Source organism: Microcoleus sp. PH2017_09_SFU_O_A, assembly GCF_020738625.1.
GTDB lineage: Bacteria > Cyanobacteriota > Cyanobacteriia > Cyanobacteriales > Microcoleaceae > Microcoleus.
The window spans coordinates 20,469-36,180 of record NZ_JAEQCF010000013.1 but is presented as its reverse complement, the minus strand read 5'-3'; the positions used below and the strand labels follow the sequence as shown (position 1 = coordinate 36,180).

The following is a 15,712-nucleotide window of genomic DNA, read 5'->3' as shown; positions in this document are numbered from 1 at the left end:
ACCCTACTTAGTCTTGTCCAAATTCCGCGACTCCAACCAAATAGGAATTGCAATCCAAGCAACTGTTAATAGCAAAGCAACTACCGCAAATTGAGCAGCCCAACCTACTAACTTCTCTAAAGACACAACCTGTCCTAAGAAGTATGACAAACTTACCATTACGGATGCCCAGCTTGCGGCACCCAAAATATTGAAGAATGAAAATTGCAAAAAGGGCATTTCTGCAATTCCCGCTAGGGGGCTGGCAAAAATTCGCAGCAGTGCGATGAAACGGCCCAAAAATACGGCTTTAGCTGCATTTTCGCTAAACTTTTCTTTTAAGTCAAACAGTTGTTCTTCCCGAAAGCGGAAGATTTTTCCCAGCTTCAGCAGCAGGGGCCAGCCGCCGTATCTGCCGATCGCATAACCGAAATTTCCCCCCACAGTCGCACCGGCGATCGCACTTCCGAGCACGTACCAGTAATTCAGTTCCCCGCTGCCAGCCAAAAATCCGCCAGCAATCGTAATTGTCTCGCCTGGAAGAGGGACTCCCAGATTTTCTAGCAAAATCCCGAAAAATACAGCCCAGTAGCCGTAATCTCGCGCCAATTGCTGAATAGTCTCTAACGATAAAAACTCAAAAGACATTTCGATATTGCCTTCGTAAACTTTTGCAAAGCTCAATACTTTTATATATTGGCTCGATTCGGCCAATAGTGCAATCTTTCGCTGTGATGAAAAACACACTACACTTGCGATCGCCCGCTCAAGCAAAAACTAACCTTTCAGAGATAATCAATTAATCAGGAATTGTTGCGCTTGCATTCCGATCGAAAGCCAGTCATCTTACTTAATCTACCACAAGTGCGATCGCCTCCGATTATTTAGTCAGCCCGATCGCCTCTTGAAACTTTAGCTGAAATTATTCTGTCTTTTGACAGAAGCAGCAAATCAATTTACTTAGTCGCATTTTACAATCTTAGGGTAACAGTTATGCAATTTCCCAACTTCCACCAACACATCGTGCTTCAGCCTCAAAACTGCCTCGACTCCCAAGCCGGTAGTCTCCTGCAACAACAGCTAGCAGAAATTTTGCCCGATCGCCACAATCTGTGGGTAATTGACATGACTAGCGTCGATTTCATCGACAGTTCGGGGCTGTGCGCTTTAGTCGGCGGGCTCAACGCCGCCCGCCACCGGGGATGCCGCCTGGTTATTTGCAACCTCTCAGTTACAGTCAGGCTCATTTTTGAAATTACTCAACTCGACCAACTATTTGAAATTTTTGACACTTTCGAGCAAGTTATTTCAATACAAACTCCCGCTTTAGTTGCTTAATAAAAATTCTACTATCTCCCGTTAATTACCCATAATTAGGTTCGTAGTAAGGACGAAGAGTCCTAATTGATTCATCAAGAAAGGACTAAAGTCCTCACTACGAACATAAAGAAGTAATTTGCATATCGTAAATAGGCTTATTTGTCAAGCAATACCAATAACAGACAAATAAATCCGGTACTTGAACGCCGACAGAAGCGATCGCAGGTGCAGCCGGAAAAGGCAAAAGTCGATCGAAACAAATCCTGTCCCCAACGAACCCGAACTGCATCAAATAAGTCGCCGGCGGCGCATTTAAAAGATCCACGAGCAAGCGGAAAGCCAACTCGTACAACTGCTGCCGCCAAACATCAGACAAATGCAGCGGTTGAGAGTAACTCAACTCGCTCGACAACTTGTCAGATTCCCCAGCGATCGCCTCAGCATACAGCGGCCCCTTTGCCGTCAACACCACCGGCAGCCAAAAATTGCCATCGCCGACGGACACTTGTAGTTCCCGAGCCACTCGATCGCGCGCCGCCGCAACATTAGCGCCAAATCGAAACACATCTTGACCCGGAAAAACCAGATTGGACGGAACATCCAGCGTCAAAGGGCAAACGATCGCCCCCGAAAGAGCGATCGCGCCAGAATTGAGTTCAGAAATCGCACATATCTCGACTTCAGTTAAAGGATCGGATTGAGCGATCGCAGCCTTGAGGCGATCGGCCGAGCCTTGTTCGTAGCCTGTTACAATCACAACTTTAGGCATTGCCAAAGCTCGGCATTTGAATACCGCGATCGTCCTCAGGATCGACGCTGGGCAGATCCAGGCCCTTAGCCTTGCGGTTGCGTACCGCCAGACGGTAAGTCACGCTCTGTAACTCAGTGTGCAACTGGTTGTTTTCCTTTTGCAGTTGCTGCAACTTTTCCTTAATCGGCTCGATCCGCTCGGCAAACTTCTGGCGGTAAACTCCCGGCAATTCCTGAACCACCTGTTCGAGCATTCTAGAGCGATCGGTCAATTCTTGCACCGACTGTCGCAGTTGGTAAACCTCAGCATCGCGCTCGGCGATTTGTTCTTGATAAAAACCAACTTGCTCTTCCACGGCTTGCAATTGTTCTCGCATCGCCTGCATTTGAGCTTGGTGGCGATCGGAAACTTCCGGCGCCGGGACAAAACTCGAATTTCCCTTGACCAGTCTGAAAAGTTCTTGAGATAACTGCTGCACCAATTGGTCGCGCATTTGCAGCTCTTCGGTGAGACGAGATACCTCTGATTGCAGTTCTTTTGAGCTTACAAGTTTCGTCTGATTCACAATGGCCCTCAGTTTTTACATTATATATTTCTTTAAAATATCTTTACCTTACCTCAGAGGCAAGAGGCACTTGAAAAGTTTTGAACCCGCAGTCGCTAGAGCGATCGGTGACAAATCAACGACCAAGCCCAGTTTAACCCCGATCGGCACCAACATCAGCCGATTTTAGATTTTAGATTTTAGATTTTATAAGGGATTGAAGCGCACACCTACAGTTGCATGATTGCGGTTTGAGTCAAATATTTGGTTAAAAAAACCGCTTTTGAGAGACAAGTTCATCTGTGTGGCCTCGCTTACCTCAGAAACCAGGTTTCTGCGTAGATTTCTTATCCCTGTCGCAAAATTGGTAGAAACCTGGTTTCTAACTACATATCACGATGAGCTTTTTCTGGCAAGAGTGCGAGATCTCCAGTTTACCCGATCGCCGCCGAGAGCACTTTGCCAGCTTCATCCAAGGTGCCGCCAAAACAGATAATTCCGTCCTCGTGACCGGCCATGGCCAGAATTTTGCGATCGGCCAAATTCTCCTCGTCAAAAAGTCTAAACATTTCTAGCGCCATTTGAGGAGTGCCATAGGGTATCTCTTTTCTAGTAGTAGGAATTTTAAACAGCAGTTGCTGCCATAGTTGAGGATTGTGAACGTGAATTATCGCACGCACATCATCTCTGCGAAGGTACAGTGCAGCGTGAGTTAGAGACTCCGACGAAGCTGGTACGGGGCCGCGACAGCCGAGGAAATTTTGTTCTAAGTTAAATTCGGTAACAGTACAATAAAATTCAGGCCCCAGATTTGGCAAGTGTGCCGTCTGGGTGCCTGAAATAATGAACTGACAAGAATTGCCAATTCTGATACTGATGTTACCAAAACCAATACTATTTTCGTAGACGCCTATTAGTCCCCAAGAGTGGAGTCGATCGCGCCAGTCCATCAAATCTGCTATGTTCTCGGCAGCTAAAGGATCTGCCTCTTGCCATTCGCAGCGGTACTTAACGACTCCTTCATCCATCTATTTTTATTCCTAGCAAATCCACGACACACAAGTCAGCTTCTGAGACTTCACCGAAGTTGTCAAACTGTTTTTTTGTCTGCTGCCTTCTGTCGAGAGTGCCTGAGTGCCTTCAATAATTTACATTCCTGTGTCACCGTAATTGGCGATCGACATTAGCAAAAAGTATACTACGCAAGAAGAACAAATTATTCCAAACATCATAAGTCTAGCCTCAACAGGTCATTGCAAAAGTGGAAGGTAAAAACACACGCTTTCAGGCTGGGAGTTTGATTCTTGGCTCTTGCTAGATCGAGTCTCTTATGTGAAACTATCTAACTTCCCTCAACAAGTTATTGCTTGAGATTACAGTATTTCTACTGAGCTTGTTAACCCTCTCAACAATATTTAACGATCGAGTAGTCCTTTATCCGGAAACTTAGGTAAAATCAACCGTACATTTACTTATTTTTTATTATATAGATATTTAAGTGAGCTGAACACAAAATCAAAAAAGTTTACCAAATCAACACAAATGCCAGCCGATCTGGAGTTGTTAATTACTGAAACCCTTGCTATTATTGCTTTTCCGTTTTCTCATACAACTCAATCAGGTTCAGCTAAGACCGTCCGATCGCCAAAACAAGCTGAAACCCTTGCTGTGATTGATTTTTCCTTTTCTCGTATCGCTCAATCAGGTTCAATTAAGACCCTCCGATCGCCAAAACGATGTGAAAAATAGACACGGAGATTGCTGTCACGCGCGATCGCAATTAAGTACGTCGGCGCTCTAAAAGGCAACTATGTTAAGGATCGTAAAGTATCCAAATGGGAAGAAACCAGAACTCGTCAGTCTATTTACATACTGTTACATGGTTCTGTTTAATCTCGCCGACCTAACCAAAAAAACCTTAACTGCAACATCTGCTCGCCGTTGTTTACCCCAAAAAAGCAAGCCGATCGAGCAGTGGCTCGATCGGCTAAACTCTTCTGTGGAGGGCTCGCGCCCGCAGCCCTTTAAATGTGGAAATGATACAAAATGCTGCCGTCGTCTTTAATTTCACAGTTGGCATTAAAGACTTCAGCTTGTTGGTTCAAAAAACGCTGGGCGACATCCGGCGACAGCCGCGTCTCCATCGCAAACCGTACCAGAGTGATTTCGCCGCTGCCTTCCTTGATCAGTCGGTACAAAGCACTTTGGAGCCTTTCGCTCTCTTCTCGCTGAAAAGCTGCTTTGTTCCTCCAATCCGCCACTGAAGGAATCAAACCGCGACTTACCAAAATCGCTAACAGCAGGCCAACTCCCACAATCAGAGGCACAGTTGGATCGCTCGTGGGCGTCGCCACAATTTGTGGCGCTGTAGCGGCGGCCAAACTGCTCACCATTTCTTTTTCCGAGGCTTGCGTATCCGCCATCGCAAGCTGAGTTTTGTTGTAAACGTCTTGCTGAAGCTTCATTTGCTGCAACAGGCGAGCGCGCTCTCTTTCGTATTGGTCGAGTTTTTGCTGAGCTTGTTTCAGGTCTTGAGTGACTTGTGCCAAGCGTTGGTTGAGCGTCTGATTGACTGATTGCCAGCGATATCTGTTAATCAGCCGGCTTTTTTCAACCATGCCCTTCATCAACATATCCGCTGTTTTGATTGCTTGCTGCTGATCGAGCGAGCGATACCCAACAGCAATCTCTAGCGGTTGTTCCGGCTTAGAAATCTGGACGCTAGCATTTTGTCGAACTTGCTGTGGCGACAGTTTAACTGCATCTGCCACTGCTTTGACAACATTATCTGCCAGTAGAACATCCGGAGTCAGTTGCTCTCCCTGCTTGAGAATTGTCGTGCCCGTGCTCGAAAATTTGACTGGCGGATTGTTAGAAGTGAGAGTGCCTTGGGCCATGAATCCGGGTGGCGGAGCTAGGCGGTAGGCAAGGGCCCCTGAAATACCCATAATTACAGCGAAACTGCCTAAGGCAATCCATCTGTACTGATTTGCTGAAGATCTAAAACGTAAATTTCCCATTTTGATAGTCAAGTCATAACTTTCACTTTGCTTGCAGCTAGTCCCAAACCAAAGAGCGATAGTCTCTTTCTTTTGAGTGAAATTGACTGCTGAAAAATTCCTCAGATTGTAACGAAAAGCTCTCAAATCGGCTTTTCAGAGTTGCCAATATTCATGTTCGGAAAAAAGCATCGCAATGCTGTATTTTTTCGTAAATCTAACCTCAGCTTTTATCTTTAGGAATTCTCAGAAAATTACTGGGCGATCGGGATTTGGGAAGTTTGCTGCCACCAGCCGCTCATCGCGAGAGTCTGCTCTCACGAGCTTTGCCGTGTTTGTTGGCACTCAAAACGTTGACCTTTTCGCCTCTGGCAATCCTCCAGTTATTTTACTTCTTGCTGTGCATTTTGCGGAAGCGATCGGGCCAGATGCGTCGTTACTCGATCGCAAATAATAGCACGTCGCAATAAATTTTTGCTTTGGTTTAGGGGCGACGTTAGTTCTGTCGTGGCATTTGGCGAAAGTCTGAGACCTTGCTTGCACTAGATATTTTTTCCGGTCGGCATATTTCTACCCATCACAGTCACAGAAAGTCCAGTAATCGGGTCTACAGACTTGAGCAGCTAAACTCCCGCTTTGAATAACAAACTGCCAATTTTGTTCGATTTTCTCAAATAAGAGCCTGTCAAACAATGAAAAAAACCTTAAATATTCTTCCTAAAAAGTTACCAAGTCAGAATTATACCACGTACCAAGACTCTTTGCTACACATAAAAAAGTTGTGGAGCAGGCCGCGAGACCTACTCCACATCATCATCATCATCATCATCATGATGATTTGACAAAGGATACGATCGACCGTACCGACGAAAGTTCAGAAGCCGATCGGCAAAATAAGACCCTCGCGGGCCATAACAGCCTTGGGAAAAGCGATTTGCACGTCTTCGGCGATGCGATCGAGAAAATCGTCAGTATGAGCCGGATCGTGGTGAAAAATCACCACCCGTTTCACCCGGGCCTCCTTAGCCATTCTCACCGCTTCCTGCCAAGTCGAGTGTCCCCAACCCACCTTCGGAGACTTGGGGTTGTGATATTCCTCGTCGGTGTACATCGCATCGTAGATCAGCACGTCAGCGTCGAGGGCTAAATTGTACACATTTTCATCTATTCGATCGGGAAAATGTTCCGTATCCGAACAGTAAACAACTGAACGTCCCTGCCAAGTCACCCGATATCCCATAGCAGTATTCGGGTGATTCAGAGAACCAGTTCTAATCTCAATATCGTCCAGCATCATCGTCTGGTTGTGATCGATCTCGTGAAAAGTCAGATCTGCCGGCAAACCCATCAGCGGTACCGGCGAATTGGAGTGCAAAACCCGTTCGACGAAGTGCCGTTTCAGGCAATCTCCATCGGGGGGAATTGCCCCATAAATATCAAAGCTATTGCCGCGAATGAAAGCTGGGGCGAACATTGGGAACCCTTGAATGTGATCCCAGTGATAGTGAGTAAAAAACATATAAGCTTGCACGGGCATTTCTTGCAGCAACTGGTCTCCCAGCATCCGCAAGCCAGTTCCGCCGTCAAAAATCAAGCGTTTTCCACCGACTCGCATTTCCAAACAAGAAGTATTGCCACCGTAGCGAACAGTTTCCGATCCGGGTGTCGGAACACTGCCCCGCACGCCCCAGAACTGTACTACAAAATCATCTATACCTTTTATTGCTTCGGAGGGTTGAGGGCAATCAACGGGATTTGCCACTACAGAGGACAAGCTGATTTCCATTTTAAAATTCAGACTTTAAGGTTCCACATTGTCCGTGATGGCGCAGCAGATGGTCGCACAACACTAAAGCTACCATTGCTTCGACCATTGGCACAGCTCTTGGTAAAACGCAAGGGTCGTGCCTTCCTTTTGCCGCCAGCAGCGTTGCTTCCCCCTCTCGGGTGACTGTGCGCTGTTGCTGGCGAATTGTTGCAGTTGGCTTGAAAGCCGCGCGCAGAATGATATTTTCACCGTTAGCAATGCCACCCTGAATTCCACCGGAGCGATTCGTGACTGTACGAATTTCTCCTTGTTCATCAGTATAGTATTCATCATTATGTTCGCTGCCCAAAAGCAGAGTCCCCGCAAAGCCCGAACCAATTTCAAAGCCTTTGCTGGCGGGTAATGACATAATCGCTTTGGCCAAATCGGCTTCGAGTTTGTCGAATACCGGCATTCCCAGACCTTTGGGTACGTTGCGGGCGACGCATTCGACTACGCCGCCGATCGAATCTCCACTGTCGCGAACTTTTTCGATCAGTTCAATCATTTTAATGGCGCATTCGGCATCGGGACAGCGAACGATGTTGCTTTCTACTTGTTCTAAGGTAACAGTGTCCGGGTCGGCGACGCATTCTAAGTCTTTGATGCGTTTGACGTAGCCGACTATTTCTACGCCTGCTGCTTGTTGGAGAATTTTTTTGGCGATCGCCCCTGCTGCTACTCTACCAATTGTTTCTCTCGCCGACGATCGACCTCCGCCTTGCCAGTTGCGAATTCCGTACTTAGCATCGTAGGTAGCATCAGCATGGGAAGGACGGTAAGTTGTGGCCATTTCGCCATAATCTTGGGGACGAGTGTCTTGATTGCGGACTAAAATGGCGATCGGCGTTCCCAGAGTTTTGCCTTCAAACACACCCGACAGAATTTCGCAGGTATCTGCTTCTTTGCGGGGTGTGGTAATTTTGCTTTGTCCGGGGCGGCGGCGATCGAGTTCCGCTTGAATTTCCGATGGGTCGATCGACACCAGAGGCGGGCAACCGTCAATTACCACTCCCACACCCCCGCCGTGAGATTCCCCAAATGTCGATATCCGAAATAGATGCCCAAAGCTATTGCCCATAATGCTTTTCCCTGAAACTTAATAATTTTTACTTTAACTGGAAGATAGATTTCTCAAATATAGATTTAGCGTATTTTAAAGAATATAGCATTGAGCAGCAGGAGACGGTGATTCGCGCAACGCAGAAGTTCGATCGCAGCGGGGAGGGGGAAAATTGGGAAAGGGGGAGAGGGGGAGATGGGGAGAGAGGGGGGAGGGGGAGATGGGGAGAGAGGGAAAATCTTCCTTCTTCCCTCTTCCTTCTTCCTTCATTTCTAATCTTCGTGTTCTTCAAAAGGATCTCTCAATTCCTTAGCAGGAGGGCCGAAAGCCGTGTAGATCGAGAAACCGGTGATTGCCACCAGACACATACCGAGAGAAATGCCGAGAACTGCTGCTGGTTCCATATTGAGGAGCGATTATGAGTGATCCCCTCTATAATATTACAAAAAATAACAATTCGTCTAAAAGTCTAGTAATTTGAGGCGCGGTACGGTATGGCAGCCTCTGAGTGGGACAGGGAGAGGGGGAGAGTGTCCGAGTGGGGGATCTGAGAAATTGCGATCGCAATTAGCGGTGGAAATATGTCAAACTTTTCTGTAGAGATTCATTGCAGGTGACTTATGGCACAACGGACTTGGTTGGGAGACAGACTCAAACCCCTTAACTCAGAATACGGCAAGGTAGCCCCCGGTTGGGGAACCACCCTATTGATGAGCGTTTTCATTGGACTGTTTTTCGTGTTCTTGTTGATTATTTTGCAAATCTACAACTCTTCTCTGATTCTAGAGAATGTGGACGTTGATTGGTCGAGTCTCGGCCGCTAAACTTTGAGCAGCGAAATTTAAGACTAACAGTAAAAGCTGAGGGTAGAGGAGAAAGGGTAAAAGCTAAGTTTTCCCATTTCCCCTTGCCCTTTCCCGTTAGTGCGTCGGAATTAAATTCTAACTAATTAAACAAATTGCAGGAGAAACAAAATGAATATTTTTGGCATTGGTTTGCCGGAAATGGCAGTAATTTTCACGATCGCGCTGTTGGTATTCGGCCCGAAAAAGTTACCAGAAATTGGTCGTAGTTTCGGGAAAGCACTGCGGAGTTTTCAGGATGCTTCGCGGGATTTTGAGTCGGAGTTTACGCGGGAAACGAAGCAGTTAGAAGAAGCAGTCGCAATCAAAAAGCCGGAACCGGAAAAACTCGCGGCTGTTAAGGAAGATAGCACAGACATTTAAATGAACAACACTCAGAAGTCGGAAACTCCAGCAGAGTTGGTGATTCCCCAGCTAATTGTAGGTTTGGGGAATCCAGAACCAAAGTACGATCGCACGCGACACAATATCGGCTTTAATGCAGTAGATGCTTTGGCTCAAGCTTGGCAGATTTCGCTGTTGGAAAATCGCAAATTTCAAGGCATATTCGGCGAGGGAAATCGGCCGCGCGGACAGAAAATTCGGTTGCTGAAACCGCTGACGTACATGAATCTGTCGGGCCAATCGATTCGGGCGGCTGCGGATTGGTACAAAATACCTGCGCCTGCTGTGTTAGTAGTGTACGACGATATGGATTTGCCGATCGGGAAAATGAGAATGCGCCTAGCCGGTTCAGCGGGCGGGCACAACGGCATGAAATCCACAATTTCTCATTTGGGGACAGACAAATTTCCCCGATTGCGGATTGGCATCGGCAAACCTCAAAGCGATCCTGCTAAAAATGATAAAGATACGATTTCCTTCGTATTAGGAAAATTTTCCTCAGAGGAAAGTCAGTTAGTAGAGAAGATGCTGAAATTGGTTGTAGAGGCGATCGAGCTAAGTCTGCAACAAGGAATAGAAAAAAGCATGAGTCTCTACAACAATCGTACCATTATAGAAACAAACGCGGAAACAAAAAGGTGAGTTCGAGACGTTTGCCTGAAACTACAGCCCATGTCCGAGTTACGGGTCAATCTTGGCTAAAAGGCACGATTGAAGGTGAAGTAAGTGCCGGCAGTTTTGAGTGGCACTTTCAATGGCGTTTTCGGGAAGAAAAAACACTAATTCTGGAACCTTCTCAGGGTAGGGCATTGATTCAGGAACCGCTGCACCGTTTTCTAGAAAAATGGGATTATCAGCTTGAACCAGGTGGCGATTATTCGTTTACGGTTCGGGCTCAGTTTTAAAATTGATATTTATTTTGGAATAATTCTTGACACTTTATGCTAAATCTAGCATAATAGAATTGTAGGCACAAACAAAAACAACAGGAATCGATAGCCATGAGAAAAAACTTCTTGAGACAATATTGTAAATATGACAAAAATATCATTCAAAACTATTGTATGGATTGGAAGTTCTCTGAACGATCTTAGAGAATTTCCAGAAGATGTACATGACATCATGGGCTATGCTCTGTATCTAGCACAAACAGGAGATAAATACGAATCTGCTAAACCTCTCAAAGGATTTGGAAGTGCCAAAGTTTTGGAAATTACCGATGACCATGATGGGGATACTTATAGAGCCGTTTACACCGTAAAATTTGCAGATACAGTATATGTTTTGCACGCTTTTCAGAAAAAATCAAAAAAAGGAATTGCTACACCACAACAGGATATTACCTTAATCCAAGAAAGACTAAAACGAGCTCAAGAGCATTACGAAGAGTTCAAGAATAAGTAGCGGTGAAAATAAGTAGTAATAGCAGTTACTTATATTTCTAAATAAGCTGGAAATTAACCGCTACTGTTGTAGAGATAACCAAGACAATATAAAAAGGAGATAATCGTGAGTAAAGAGATCGATATTCAAGTTAGTAGTGGTAATATATTTGCGGATTTGGGTATGCCTAATGCTGATGAAATGCTGATGAAGGCTGAACTGGTGCGCCAGATCAATGAGATAATTACTCAAAGGAAACTGAATCAACTTCAAGCAGCAGAAGTATTAGGAATTGACCAGCCAAAAGTTTCAGCCTTGATGAGAGGGAAACTGACAGGTTTTTCTACAGAAAGGTTGTTTCGGTTTTTAAATGCTTTAGGGTGCGATGTACAAATTGTAGTGAAGCCAAAGCTAAAATCACCTGAGATTCCTGGAATTAGTGTTGTCACTATCTGATGTCGGAAAAGCAGGCGCAGTTGCTTCTCGGTAAGCGCCACAATAATACATCGTCAAAACTGCCTTGTAAGCCCAGTGATTTGGCGGCACATCGGTAAAAGGATTTGGCAGAGTTTCCGCGCGATTCTGTACGCAAGCATTCAGGATTTGTTCGCGGGTTGGCTGGACTTGAACTAAAGAATTACTGGGCTTTATTGGTGCAAGCTTTTGTGCTTTTGCGGGAGATGAACAACAGGCACTAACTAGCAGTACAAATGCGGCAACGATTCTGATTTTAAGCATCTCATTACTTTTTGTGCGACAATATATCCTAACTTCCACTGCATTCCCTGCAAACTATGCCGAGTCCTATTCTCCGCAATCGTTATCAAACGATCAAAGACTTGGGACAAGGCGGTTTTGGCGACACATACTTAGCCAAAGATTTAGACTTACCCGGACATCCCCACTGCGTTGTCAAACATCTTCAGCCGAAACACCCCAATCCTGCTATTTTACCAGCTAAACGCTTACTCGACAACGACAGCAACGGTTTTCGAGTTGTGTGTGTGACTCCGTGGACTTCTTAGCCCTTTTCCCCTTTACTCTTCTTTCTTTTTCCCTCTCGCACGTAGCGCTAAAAATATGTTTTTTCAGATTCACCGCCGAACAGATTATAATTAGAAATATTGATTTTTATCACGAATAGTCCCATAGGAGATTTATAAAATGAATAACCTATTAGCAGAAACTTTTGCCACTGTCTCTCAACTACCCGAAGCAGAACAAAATGCCATAGCATCCTTAATTTTAGACAAGATATCAGCACCAAGAGTCGCGCCTTTCCTCATTTCCCAATCAGACATCGAAACCCTAGAAAAATCATACATTTTCCGAGACAAGACAGAAGTTATTAAATTTATTAACAAATATCCGTTTTTACTTCCCGTTGTGCTAGAAGCACCGGTTCAGATTAGCCATTATTTTCCCGAACAAAAACTATTACTTCAAGTCATCAATGACCCCGAAATTCCTAACTATATTCATCTGGTTCTCTCAATCATCTTAACAGACCTCGCTCCCGATGAAGCAATGGATAAAGAAGATGAATTGCGTAAAAATTGGTCTCGGGGATTATCCCATGAAATTCGGGAGAACTTTTATACGATTTTGGAATATACTGATGAGTTTTGATTGGTTGCAATATCTAAATTTAGCAAAAGAACTTGCTGGTCAAGCAACTATTCCTGCTGAACAGGAGGCGCGATTGAGGGATGCTATCAGTCGTTCCTATTATGCTGCTTTTATCTTAGCGCGGAACTATTTGCGAGATAAACAAGGTCATTCCCTGCCAAAAACCAGCGATATTCACCGCTATGTTTGGCAAGAATTTGATATTAATCCTGACTCAAGATGTCAATTAATCGCCGATAATTTAGCAGTGCTGCGCCGATATCGAAATCAAGCAGACTATGACGATAATTTTCCCTTATTATCTGCGATTGCTACTATTGCGATCAAGCGTTCTCAAGAAATAATTTCTAACCTAAGTAGTCTCTAAATATCAATTTAATCTGATTTTTTTTTTGCTGGAGTCAGGATTGTTTCTTAATCAGCGGGTGGAGTCATGGATCAAAATATCGCCCTTACGCACTAACAACCGTAGCTTGACCTTTTACTACATTAGCTAAGATTGCCAAAATATTCGGCACCACAGGCTTCAAATCTGCCAGGCGGTTAGAGGATGCTTGCAAAACAACCACAGCAATGTTAAACTGTGGCAGATTTTGCTGAAATGACAAGTTGCGATCGACCGTAATAAAAACATCAAACTCTGCCTCTACTAGAGCCAGAAGTTGACCATTTTTAATTCCTGCCCATCCCATCTGTGGAACTGTTTTTACCTCATAGCCCACAAACTCTTTTGCCAATCTGCGATCGATACACTCATCCAATATCAGCTTCATTCTACGCCACCATCGCAATCAATTGTTTTCTAAGAACTTCCAACAGAGCAATTACTTGCTCCCTAGTTACAGTTGGAAATCCCTCTAAAAAATCATCAATTGATTCTCCAGCTTCTAAATAATCAAAAAGTGTTTGGACAGGAACTCTAGTGCCAATAAAAACAGGTGTTCCGCCCATGATTTCACCAGAAATGCTAATCATCTGAAAATTCTGAGACATAAGCCTAAGTAGTTGTAGGGTGTGTCGCCTGCGATAAATTCCTAACTCAATCCCAACAATCTGATAGATCCGCACCTGATGAATATATTACAAACCTTTGGACTGTTCGGACATCTGCCGCATTCCCACAGCCAACACGCTCAAAAACAATAGCCCGATCGCACCAGCCAGCGGATTACCGTTAACTCCCGTCACCCAGTCGGGTACAGAGCCAGAATATCTGATTAATTTCCCGACATTAATCGTATAATATCCCCAGACGATACCTGCATGAAAGCCGATCGACAAACCCAATCTATCTTTGCTAGCCTCTCCTTTTAGGACTAATTTCAAATAATAATTCAGCCCGGTATAAGCAGACATCAAACTCCAGAAAGAAATTCATGTGTCCTAGAATTAATGGAGCATTCCTGTCTTTTGTCCAAGCAAAAGCTAAATCCACTGGAGGAAAGCGCTCAATGTTCGCCCTCAATACCAAAGCCCGCGCCTCAAACCTAGCCAAATTGCCTCCTAATGGAACAGAAAGTGTTTGACGTTCCCAAATTGCTCCTAATCTTAATCCCATTTCGTAGGGCAATACGTTAACACTAGAACCTGTATCTAGCAAGCCTGATGCACTTAAAGAGCAATTCTGATAAGTTAAAGTTAGTGGCAAGTAAGGCAATGTACTTAATGCACCCAGTTGCGGATCGATTTCGGTAAACGCAAATCTGACTTTATCAACCATGTTTTACTGCTTTTTCTTCTGATAATGCCTTTGCTAATACAGCAGCGGCTTCAAAAGAGTTGTAGGAATTAGTGCTAGATACTTTGCCTTGCTCTTCTAGCGGAACTATACCTGATTCTTGGAGTAATTCTGATACGATAAAATGCAGTAGTAAAAGTTTGTCAGTGTGAGGCAAATCTTTGACGAGTGGTAGAAGTTCAGCAAGCTGCATAAAAATTTCCCCAGGTTGGTTGTAGAGTATGGTCTGATATATTATGCCATTTTCAAGAATTGATTAATCCGATCGCCCTTTGGACTGTTCCGACATCTGTCGCATTCCCACAGCCAACACGCTCAAAAACAATAGCCCGATCGCACCAGCCAACGGATTGCCGTTAATTCCAGTCACCCAATCCGGGACAGAGCCAGAATATCGCACTAACTCTCCGACGTTAATTATATAGTATCCCCAGACTAAACCTGCATGAAGCCCGATCGACAAACCCAATCGATTTTGACGGCTTCGCTTTGCCAAAACCAGGATCAAACCCAGCAACAACAGCCCCGGAAACTGAGGCCAAGTCCGCAGCATTCCCTCCACGGATTTGATAAAATGAGATAGGGCAAACACCAGACTGTTCGCCCGCACAGACATCGGATAACTGTAATCCCGCTGCAACTCGTCGAACAACCAACCCCGGAATACCAACTCCTCTGCAAAACCCACTCCCAGGGCGCTTAATAGCCCTTCTGCGATGATTCTCGGCAAATTATGAGAATTTTGCCATGCGACAAAACCCAGCAGCCCTTGCACCAAAAATAGGGTGAAAGTAATCGAAATGCCGATCGCCAATCCGGTCAAAAGCTCAAAACCGTTTTGTCGCGTATTCACTAAACCGTAACTTTTGAGCAATTGCGTTTGTCCGTAAACCTGTTTTCCCCAGCGCGGAAGTAGCAACAAAAACTCGGTAAACAGCAATCCCATTGTCAGAATAGTTGCGAGATTGCTATCTTTAACTAAGAGATAAATTGGTGCGGCTAGCGGTAGCCAGATTGCTGCTAAGATTAAGAGGAAAATTATTACACGTAATGGAAATGGATAACTGGCTATTATTTGGAGGCGGTTAATCATTGTTGTAAATTAAACAAGTTTTACATGATATCTGTAGGGACACAGCATTGCTGTGTCCTTACCAGGATGAGGACACAGCATTGCTGTGTCCATACCCGGATTATAAACACGCCATTGCCCTACCCCTAATGTACAAAGCCCACAGAAAAAGCTAGAATA

General features: G+C 44.9%; 27 protein-coding genes. 12 read left to right on the top strand and 15 right to left on the bottom strand.

Going from position 1 to position 15,712, the window contains the following annotated elements:
- Positions 1-3: 3 nt before the first annotated feature.
- Complete coding sequence (locus JGK16_RS07690; protein ID WP_293151269.1) at positions 4-627, bottom strand: DedA family protein; 624 nt, start codon at positions 625-627, stop codon at positions 4-6.
- Between the two features lie 345 nt (positions 628-972).
- Here JGK16_RS07690 and JGK16_RS07685 point away from each other — a divergent pair, with 345 nt between their 5' ends.
- Positions 973-1,317 carry an STAS domain-containing protein gene (locus JGK16_RS07685; RefSeq protein ID WP_293180016.1) on the top strand — a complete coding sequence of 115 codons (345 nt, stop codon included), beginning with the start codon at positions 973-975 and terminating at the stop codon, positions 1,315-1,317.
- A gap of 97 nt (positions 1,318-1,414) precedes the next feature.
- Here JGK16_RS07685 and JGK16_RS07680 read toward each other — a convergent pair whose 3' ends face one another.
- The 3 genes from JGK16_RS07680 to JGK16_RS07670 all read right to left on the bottom strand — a co-directional run bounded on the left by JGK16_RS07680 (position 1,415) and on the right by JGK16_RS07670 (position 3,622).
- Positions 1,415-2,068, bottom strand: coding sequence for a hypothetical protein (locus JGK16_RS07680; protein ID WP_293180019.1), 654 nt, complete (start codon positions 2,066-2,068; stop codon positions 1,415-1,417).
- Positions 2,061-2,615: an Npun_F5560 family protein gene (locus tag JGK16_RS07675; RefSeq protein ID WP_293151059.1), complete on the bottom strand. Its 555-nt coding sequence runs from the start codon at positions 2,613-2,615 to the stop codon at positions 2,061-2,063. The genes JGK16_RS07680 and JGK16_RS07675 overlap by 8 nt, the downstream gene beginning before the upstream one ends.
- 413 nt (positions 2,616-3,028) lie before the next feature.
- Positions 3,029-3,622 (bottom strand): class II aldolase/adducin family protein, encoded by a 594-nt coding sequence (locus JGK16_RS07670; RefSeq protein ID WP_293190114.1) that lies wholly within the window; start codon positions 3,620-3,622, stop codon positions 3,029-3,031.
- Positions 3,623-4,136: 514 nt separating this feature from the next.
- Here JGK16_RS07670 and JGK16_RS07665 point away from each other — a divergent pair.
- Complete coding sequence (locus JGK16_RS07665; RefSeq protein ID WP_293190113.1) at positions 4,137-4,343, top strand: hypothetical protein; 207 nt, start codon at positions 4,137-4,139, stop codon at positions 4,341-4,343.
- 275 nt (positions 4,344-4,618) lie between these two features.
- Here the strand turns inward: JGK16_RS07665 and JGK16_RS07660 are convergent, their stop codons facing one another.
- Complete coding sequence (locus tag JGK16_RS07660) at positions 4,619-5,614, bottom strand: hypothetical protein (RefSeq protein WP_293180025.1); 996 nt, start codon at positions 5,612-5,614, stop codon at positions 4,619-4,621.
- 175 nt (positions 5,615-5,789) lie between these two features.
- On the opposite strand from JGK16_RS07660, the gene JGK16_RS07655 reads away from it, so the two are divergent.
- Positions 5,790-6,047 (top strand): hypothetical protein, encoded by a 258-nt coding sequence (locus JGK16_RS07655; RefSeq protein ID WP_293180028.1) that lies wholly within the window; start codon positions 5,790-5,792, stop codon positions 6,045-6,047.
- A 420-nt stretch (positions 6,048-6,467) separates the two neighbouring features.
- On the opposite strand, the gene JGK16_RS07650 is transcribed toward JGK16_RS07655, so the two are convergent.
- From JGK16_RS07650 to psbN, 3 genes are all read right to left on the bottom strand, one after another.
- Positions 6,468-7,379 (bottom strand): MBL fold metallo-hydrolase, encoded by a 912-nt coding sequence (locus JGK16_RS07650; RefSeq protein WP_293180031.1) that lies wholly within the window; start codon positions 7,377-7,379, stop codon positions 6,468-6,470.
- A gap of 1 nt (position 7,380) precedes the next feature.
- Positions 7,381-8,481 carry a chorismate synthase gene (gene aroC / locus JGK16_RS07645; RefSeq protein ID WP_293151084.1) on the bottom strand — a complete coding sequence of 367 codons (1,101 nt, stop codon included), beginning with the start codon at positions 8,479-8,481 and terminating at the stop codon, positions 7,381-7,383.
- Between the two features lie 254 nt (positions 8,482-8,735).
- Entirely contained in the window at positions 8,736-8,867 is a 132-nt protein-coding gene (gene psbN, locus JGK16_RS07640; protein ID WP_193971847.1) for a photosystem II reaction center protein PsbN, read from the bottom strand.
- Positions 8,868-9,083: 216 nt separating this feature from the next.
- Between psbN and psbH the strand changes: the two genes are divergently transcribed.
- The 6 genes from psbH (at position 9,084) to JGK16_RS07610 (ending at position 11,549) form a co-directional block, all read left to right on the top strand.
- Complete coding sequence (gene psbH / locus JGK16_RS07635; RefSeq protein WP_293127124.1) at positions 9,084-9,287, top strand: photosystem II reaction center protein PsbH; 204 nt, start codon at positions 9,084-9,086, stop codon at positions 9,285-9,287.
- Positions 9,288-9,437: 150 nt separating this feature from the next.
- Positions 9,438-9,689 carry a TatA/E family twin arginine-targeting protein translocase gene (locus JGK16_RS07630; protein WP_293180036.1) on the top strand — a complete coding sequence of 84 codons (252 nt, stop codon included), beginning with the start codon at positions 9,438-9,440 and terminating at the stop codon, positions 9,687-9,689.
- Complete coding sequence (gene pth / locus JGK16_RS07625; protein ID WP_293190112.1) at positions 9,690-10,352, top strand: aminoacyl-tRNA hydrolase; 663 nt, start codon at positions 9,690-9,692, stop codon at positions 10,350-10,352.
- Complete coding sequence (locus JGK16_RS07620; protein WP_293190111.1) at positions 10,349-10,615, top strand: DUF3146 family protein; 267 nt, start codon at positions 10,349-10,351, stop codon at positions 10,613-10,615. Before pth ends, JGK16_RS07620 begins: the two co-directional genes overlap by 4 nt.
- Before the next feature lie 130 nt (positions 10,616-10,745).
- Positions 10,746-11,114 carry a type II toxin-antitoxin system RelE/ParE family toxin gene (locus JGK16_RS07615; protein ID WP_293190110.1) on the top strand — a complete coding sequence of 123 codons (369 nt, stop codon included), beginning with the start codon at positions 10,746-10,748 and terminating at the stop codon, positions 11,112-11,114.
- A gap of 105 nt (positions 11,115-11,219) precedes the next feature.
- A complete protein-coding gene (locus JGK16_RS07610) occupies positions 11,220-11,549 on the top strand; it encodes a helix-turn-helix transcriptional regulator (protein WP_293190109.1) in 330 nt (109 codons plus the stop codon).
- Here JGK16_RS07610 and JGK16_RS07605 read toward each other — a convergent pair.
- Complete coding sequence (locus JGK16_RS07605; RefSeq protein ID WP_293190108.1) at positions 11,511-11,831, bottom strand: S-layer protein; 321 nt, start codon at positions 11,829-11,831, stop codon at positions 11,511-11,513. The two genes, JGK16_RS07610 and JGK16_RS07605, sit on opposite strands and share 39 nt — an antisense overlap.
- 56 nt (positions 11,832-11,887) lie before the next feature.
- Here JGK16_RS07605 and JGK16_RS07600 point away from each other — a divergent pair, with 56 nt between their 5' ends.
- The 3 genes from JGK16_RS07600 to JGK16_RS07590 all read left to right on the top strand — a co-directional run bounded on the left by JGK16_RS07600 (position 11,888) and on the right by JGK16_RS07590 (position 13,089).
- Positions 11,888-12,118, top strand: a complete 231-nt coding sequence (locus tag JGK16_RS07600; RefSeq protein ID WP_363319191.1) for a hypothetical protein — start codon at positions 11,888-11,890, stop codon at positions 12,116-12,118.
- 139 nt (positions 12,119-12,257) lie between these two features.
- Entirely contained in the window at positions 12,258-12,722 is a 465-nt protein-coding gene (locus tag JGK16_RS07595; RefSeq protein WP_293190107.1) for a hypothetical protein, read from the top strand.
- Positions 12,712-13,089, top strand: coding sequence for a HEPN domain-containing protein (locus JGK16_RS07590; RefSeq protein WP_293190106.1), 378 nt, complete (start codon positions 12,712-12,714; stop codon positions 13,087-13,089). The genes JGK16_RS07595 and JGK16_RS07590 overlap by 11 nt, the downstream gene beginning before the upstream one ends.
- Positions 13,090-13,174: 85 nt before the next feature.
- Here JGK16_RS07590 and JGK16_RS07585 read toward each other — a convergent pair whose 3' ends face one another.
- From JGK16_RS07585 to JGK16_RS07560, 6 genes are all read right to left on the bottom strand, one after another.
- A complete protein-coding gene (locus tag JGK16_RS07585; RefSeq protein WP_293190105.1) occupies positions 13,175-13,495 on the bottom strand; it encodes a DUF5615 family PIN-like protein in 321 nt (106 codons plus the stop codon).
- A gap of 1 nt (position 13,496) precedes the next feature.
- The gene (locus JGK16_RS07580) at positions 13,497-13,715 is read right to left on the bottom strand and encodes a DUF433 domain-containing protein (RefSeq protein ID WP_293202927.1); all 219 of its coding nucleotides are present in this window, start codon (positions 13,713-13,715) and stop codon (positions 13,497-13,499) included.
- Positions 13,716-13,802: 87 nt separating this feature from the next.
- Entirely contained in the window at positions 13,803-14,048 is a 246-nt protein-coding gene (locus tag JGK16_RS07575) for a hypothetical protein (RefSeq protein ID WP_363319189.1), read from the bottom strand.
- Positions 14,020-14,442 carry a hypothetical protein gene (locus JGK16_RS07570; protein WP_293190102.1) on the bottom strand — a complete coding sequence of 141 codons (423 nt, stop codon included), beginning with the start codon at positions 14,440-14,442 and terminating at the stop codon, positions 14,020-14,022. Before JGK16_RS07570 ends, JGK16_RS07575 begins: the two co-directional genes overlap by 29 nt.
- Positions 14,435-14,653: a hypothetical protein gene (locus tag JGK16_RS07565; RefSeq protein ID WP_293180061.1), complete on the bottom strand. Its 219-nt coding sequence runs from the start codon at positions 14,651-14,653 to the stop codon at positions 14,435-14,437. Before JGK16_RS07565 ends, JGK16_RS07570 begins: the two co-directional genes overlap by 8 nt.
- A 63-nt stretch (positions 14,654-14,716) precedes the next feature.
- Entirely contained in the window at positions 14,717-15,553 is an 837-nt protein-coding gene (locus tag JGK16_RS07560; RefSeq protein WP_293190100.1) for a type II CAAX endopeptidase family protein, read from the bottom strand.
- Positions 15,554-15,712: the final 159 nt, after the last annotated feature.

Bases quoted from the DNA above. Each gene is read 5' to 3' on its own strand.
- JGK16_RS07690 (WP_293151269.1), bottom strand. From the start codon at position 627: ATGTCTTTTGAGTTTTTATCGTTAGAGACTATTCAGCAATTGGCGCGA.
- JGK16_RS07685 (WP_293180016.1), top strand. From the start codon at position 973: ATGCAATTTCCCAACTTCCACCAACACATCGTGCTTCAGCCTCAAAAC.
- JGK16_RS07680 (WP_293180019.1), bottom strand. From the start codon at position 2,068: ATGCCTAAAGTTGTGATTGTAACAGGCTACGAACAAGGCTCGGCCGAT.
- JGK16_RS07670 (WP_293190114.1), bottom strand. From the start codon at position 3,622: ATGGATGAAGGAGTCGTTAAGTACCGCTGCGAATGGCAAGAGGCAGAT.
- JGK16_RS07665 (WP_293190113.1), top strand. From the start codon at position 4,137: ATGCCAGCCGATCTGGAGTTGTTAATTACTGAAACCCTTGCTATTATT.
- JGK16_RS07660 (WP_293180025.1), bottom strand. From the start codon at position 5,614: ATGGGAAATTTACGTTTTAGATCTTCAGCAAATCAGTACAGATGGATT.
- JGK16_RS07655 (WP_293180028.1), top strand. From the start codon at position 5,790: ATGCTGTATTTTTTCGTAAATCTAACCTCAGCTTTTATCTTTAGGAAT.
- JGK16_RS07650 (WP_293180031.1), bottom strand. From the start codon at position 7,379: ATGGAAATCAGCTTGTCCTCTGTAGTGGCAAATCCCGTTGATTGCCCT.
- aroC (WP_293151084.1), bottom strand. From the start codon at position 8,481: ATGGGCAATAGCTTTGGGCATCTATTTCGGATATCGACATTTGGGGAA.
- psbN (WP_193971847.1), bottom strand. From the start codon at position 8,867: ATGGAACCAGCAGCAGTTCTCGGCATTTCTCTCGGTATGTGTCTGGTG.
- psbH (WP_293127124.1), top strand. From the start codon at position 9,084: ATGGCACAACGGACTTGGTTGGGAGACAGACTCAAACCCCTTAACTCA.
- JGK16_RS07630 (WP_293180036.1), top strand. From the start codon at position 9,438: ATGAATATTTTTGGCATTGGTTTGCCGGAAATGGCAGTAATTTTCACG.
- pth (WP_293190112.1), top strand. From the start codon at position 9,690: ATGAACAACACTCAGAAGTCGGAAACTCCAGCAGAGTTGGTGATTCCC.
- JGK16_RS07615 (WP_293190110.1), top strand. From the start codon at position 10,746: ATGACAAAAATATCATTCAAAACTATTGTATGGATTGGAAGTTCTCTG.
- JGK16_RS07605 (WP_293190108.1), bottom strand. From the start codon at position 11,831: ATGCTTAAAATCAGAATCGTTGCCGCATTTGTACTGCTAGTTAGTGCC.
- JGK16_RS07600 (WP_363319191.1), top strand. From the start codon at position 11,888: ATGCCGAGTCCTATTCTCCGCAATCGTTATCAAACGATCAAAGACTTG.
- JGK16_RS07595 (WP_293190107.1), top strand. From the start codon at position 12,258: ATGAATAACCTATTAGCAGAAACTTTTGCCACTGTCTCTCAACTACCC.
- JGK16_RS07590 (WP_293190106.1), top strand. From the start codon at position 12,712: ATGAGTTTTGATTGGTTGCAATATCTAAATTTAGCAAAAGAACTTGCT.
- JGK16_RS07585 (WP_293190105.1), bottom strand. From the start codon at position 13,495: ATGAAGCTGATATTGGATGAGTGTATCGATCGCAGATTGGCAAAAGAG.
- JGK16_RS07580 (WP_293202927.1), bottom strand. From the start codon at position 13,715: ATGTCTCAGAATTTTCAGATGATTAGCATTTCTGGTGAAATCATGGGC.
- JGK16_RS07570 (WP_293190102.1), bottom strand. From the start codon at position 14,442: ATGGTTGATAAAGTCAGATTTGCGTTTACCGAAATCGATCCGCAACTG.
- JGK16_RS07565 (WP_293180061.1), bottom strand. From the start codon at position 14,653: ATGCAGCTTGCTGAACTTCTACCACTCGTCAAAGATTTGCCTCACACT.
- JGK16_RS07560 (WP_293190100.1), bottom strand. From the start codon at position 15,553: ATGATTAACCGCCTCCAAATAATAGCCAGTTATCCATTTCCATTACGT.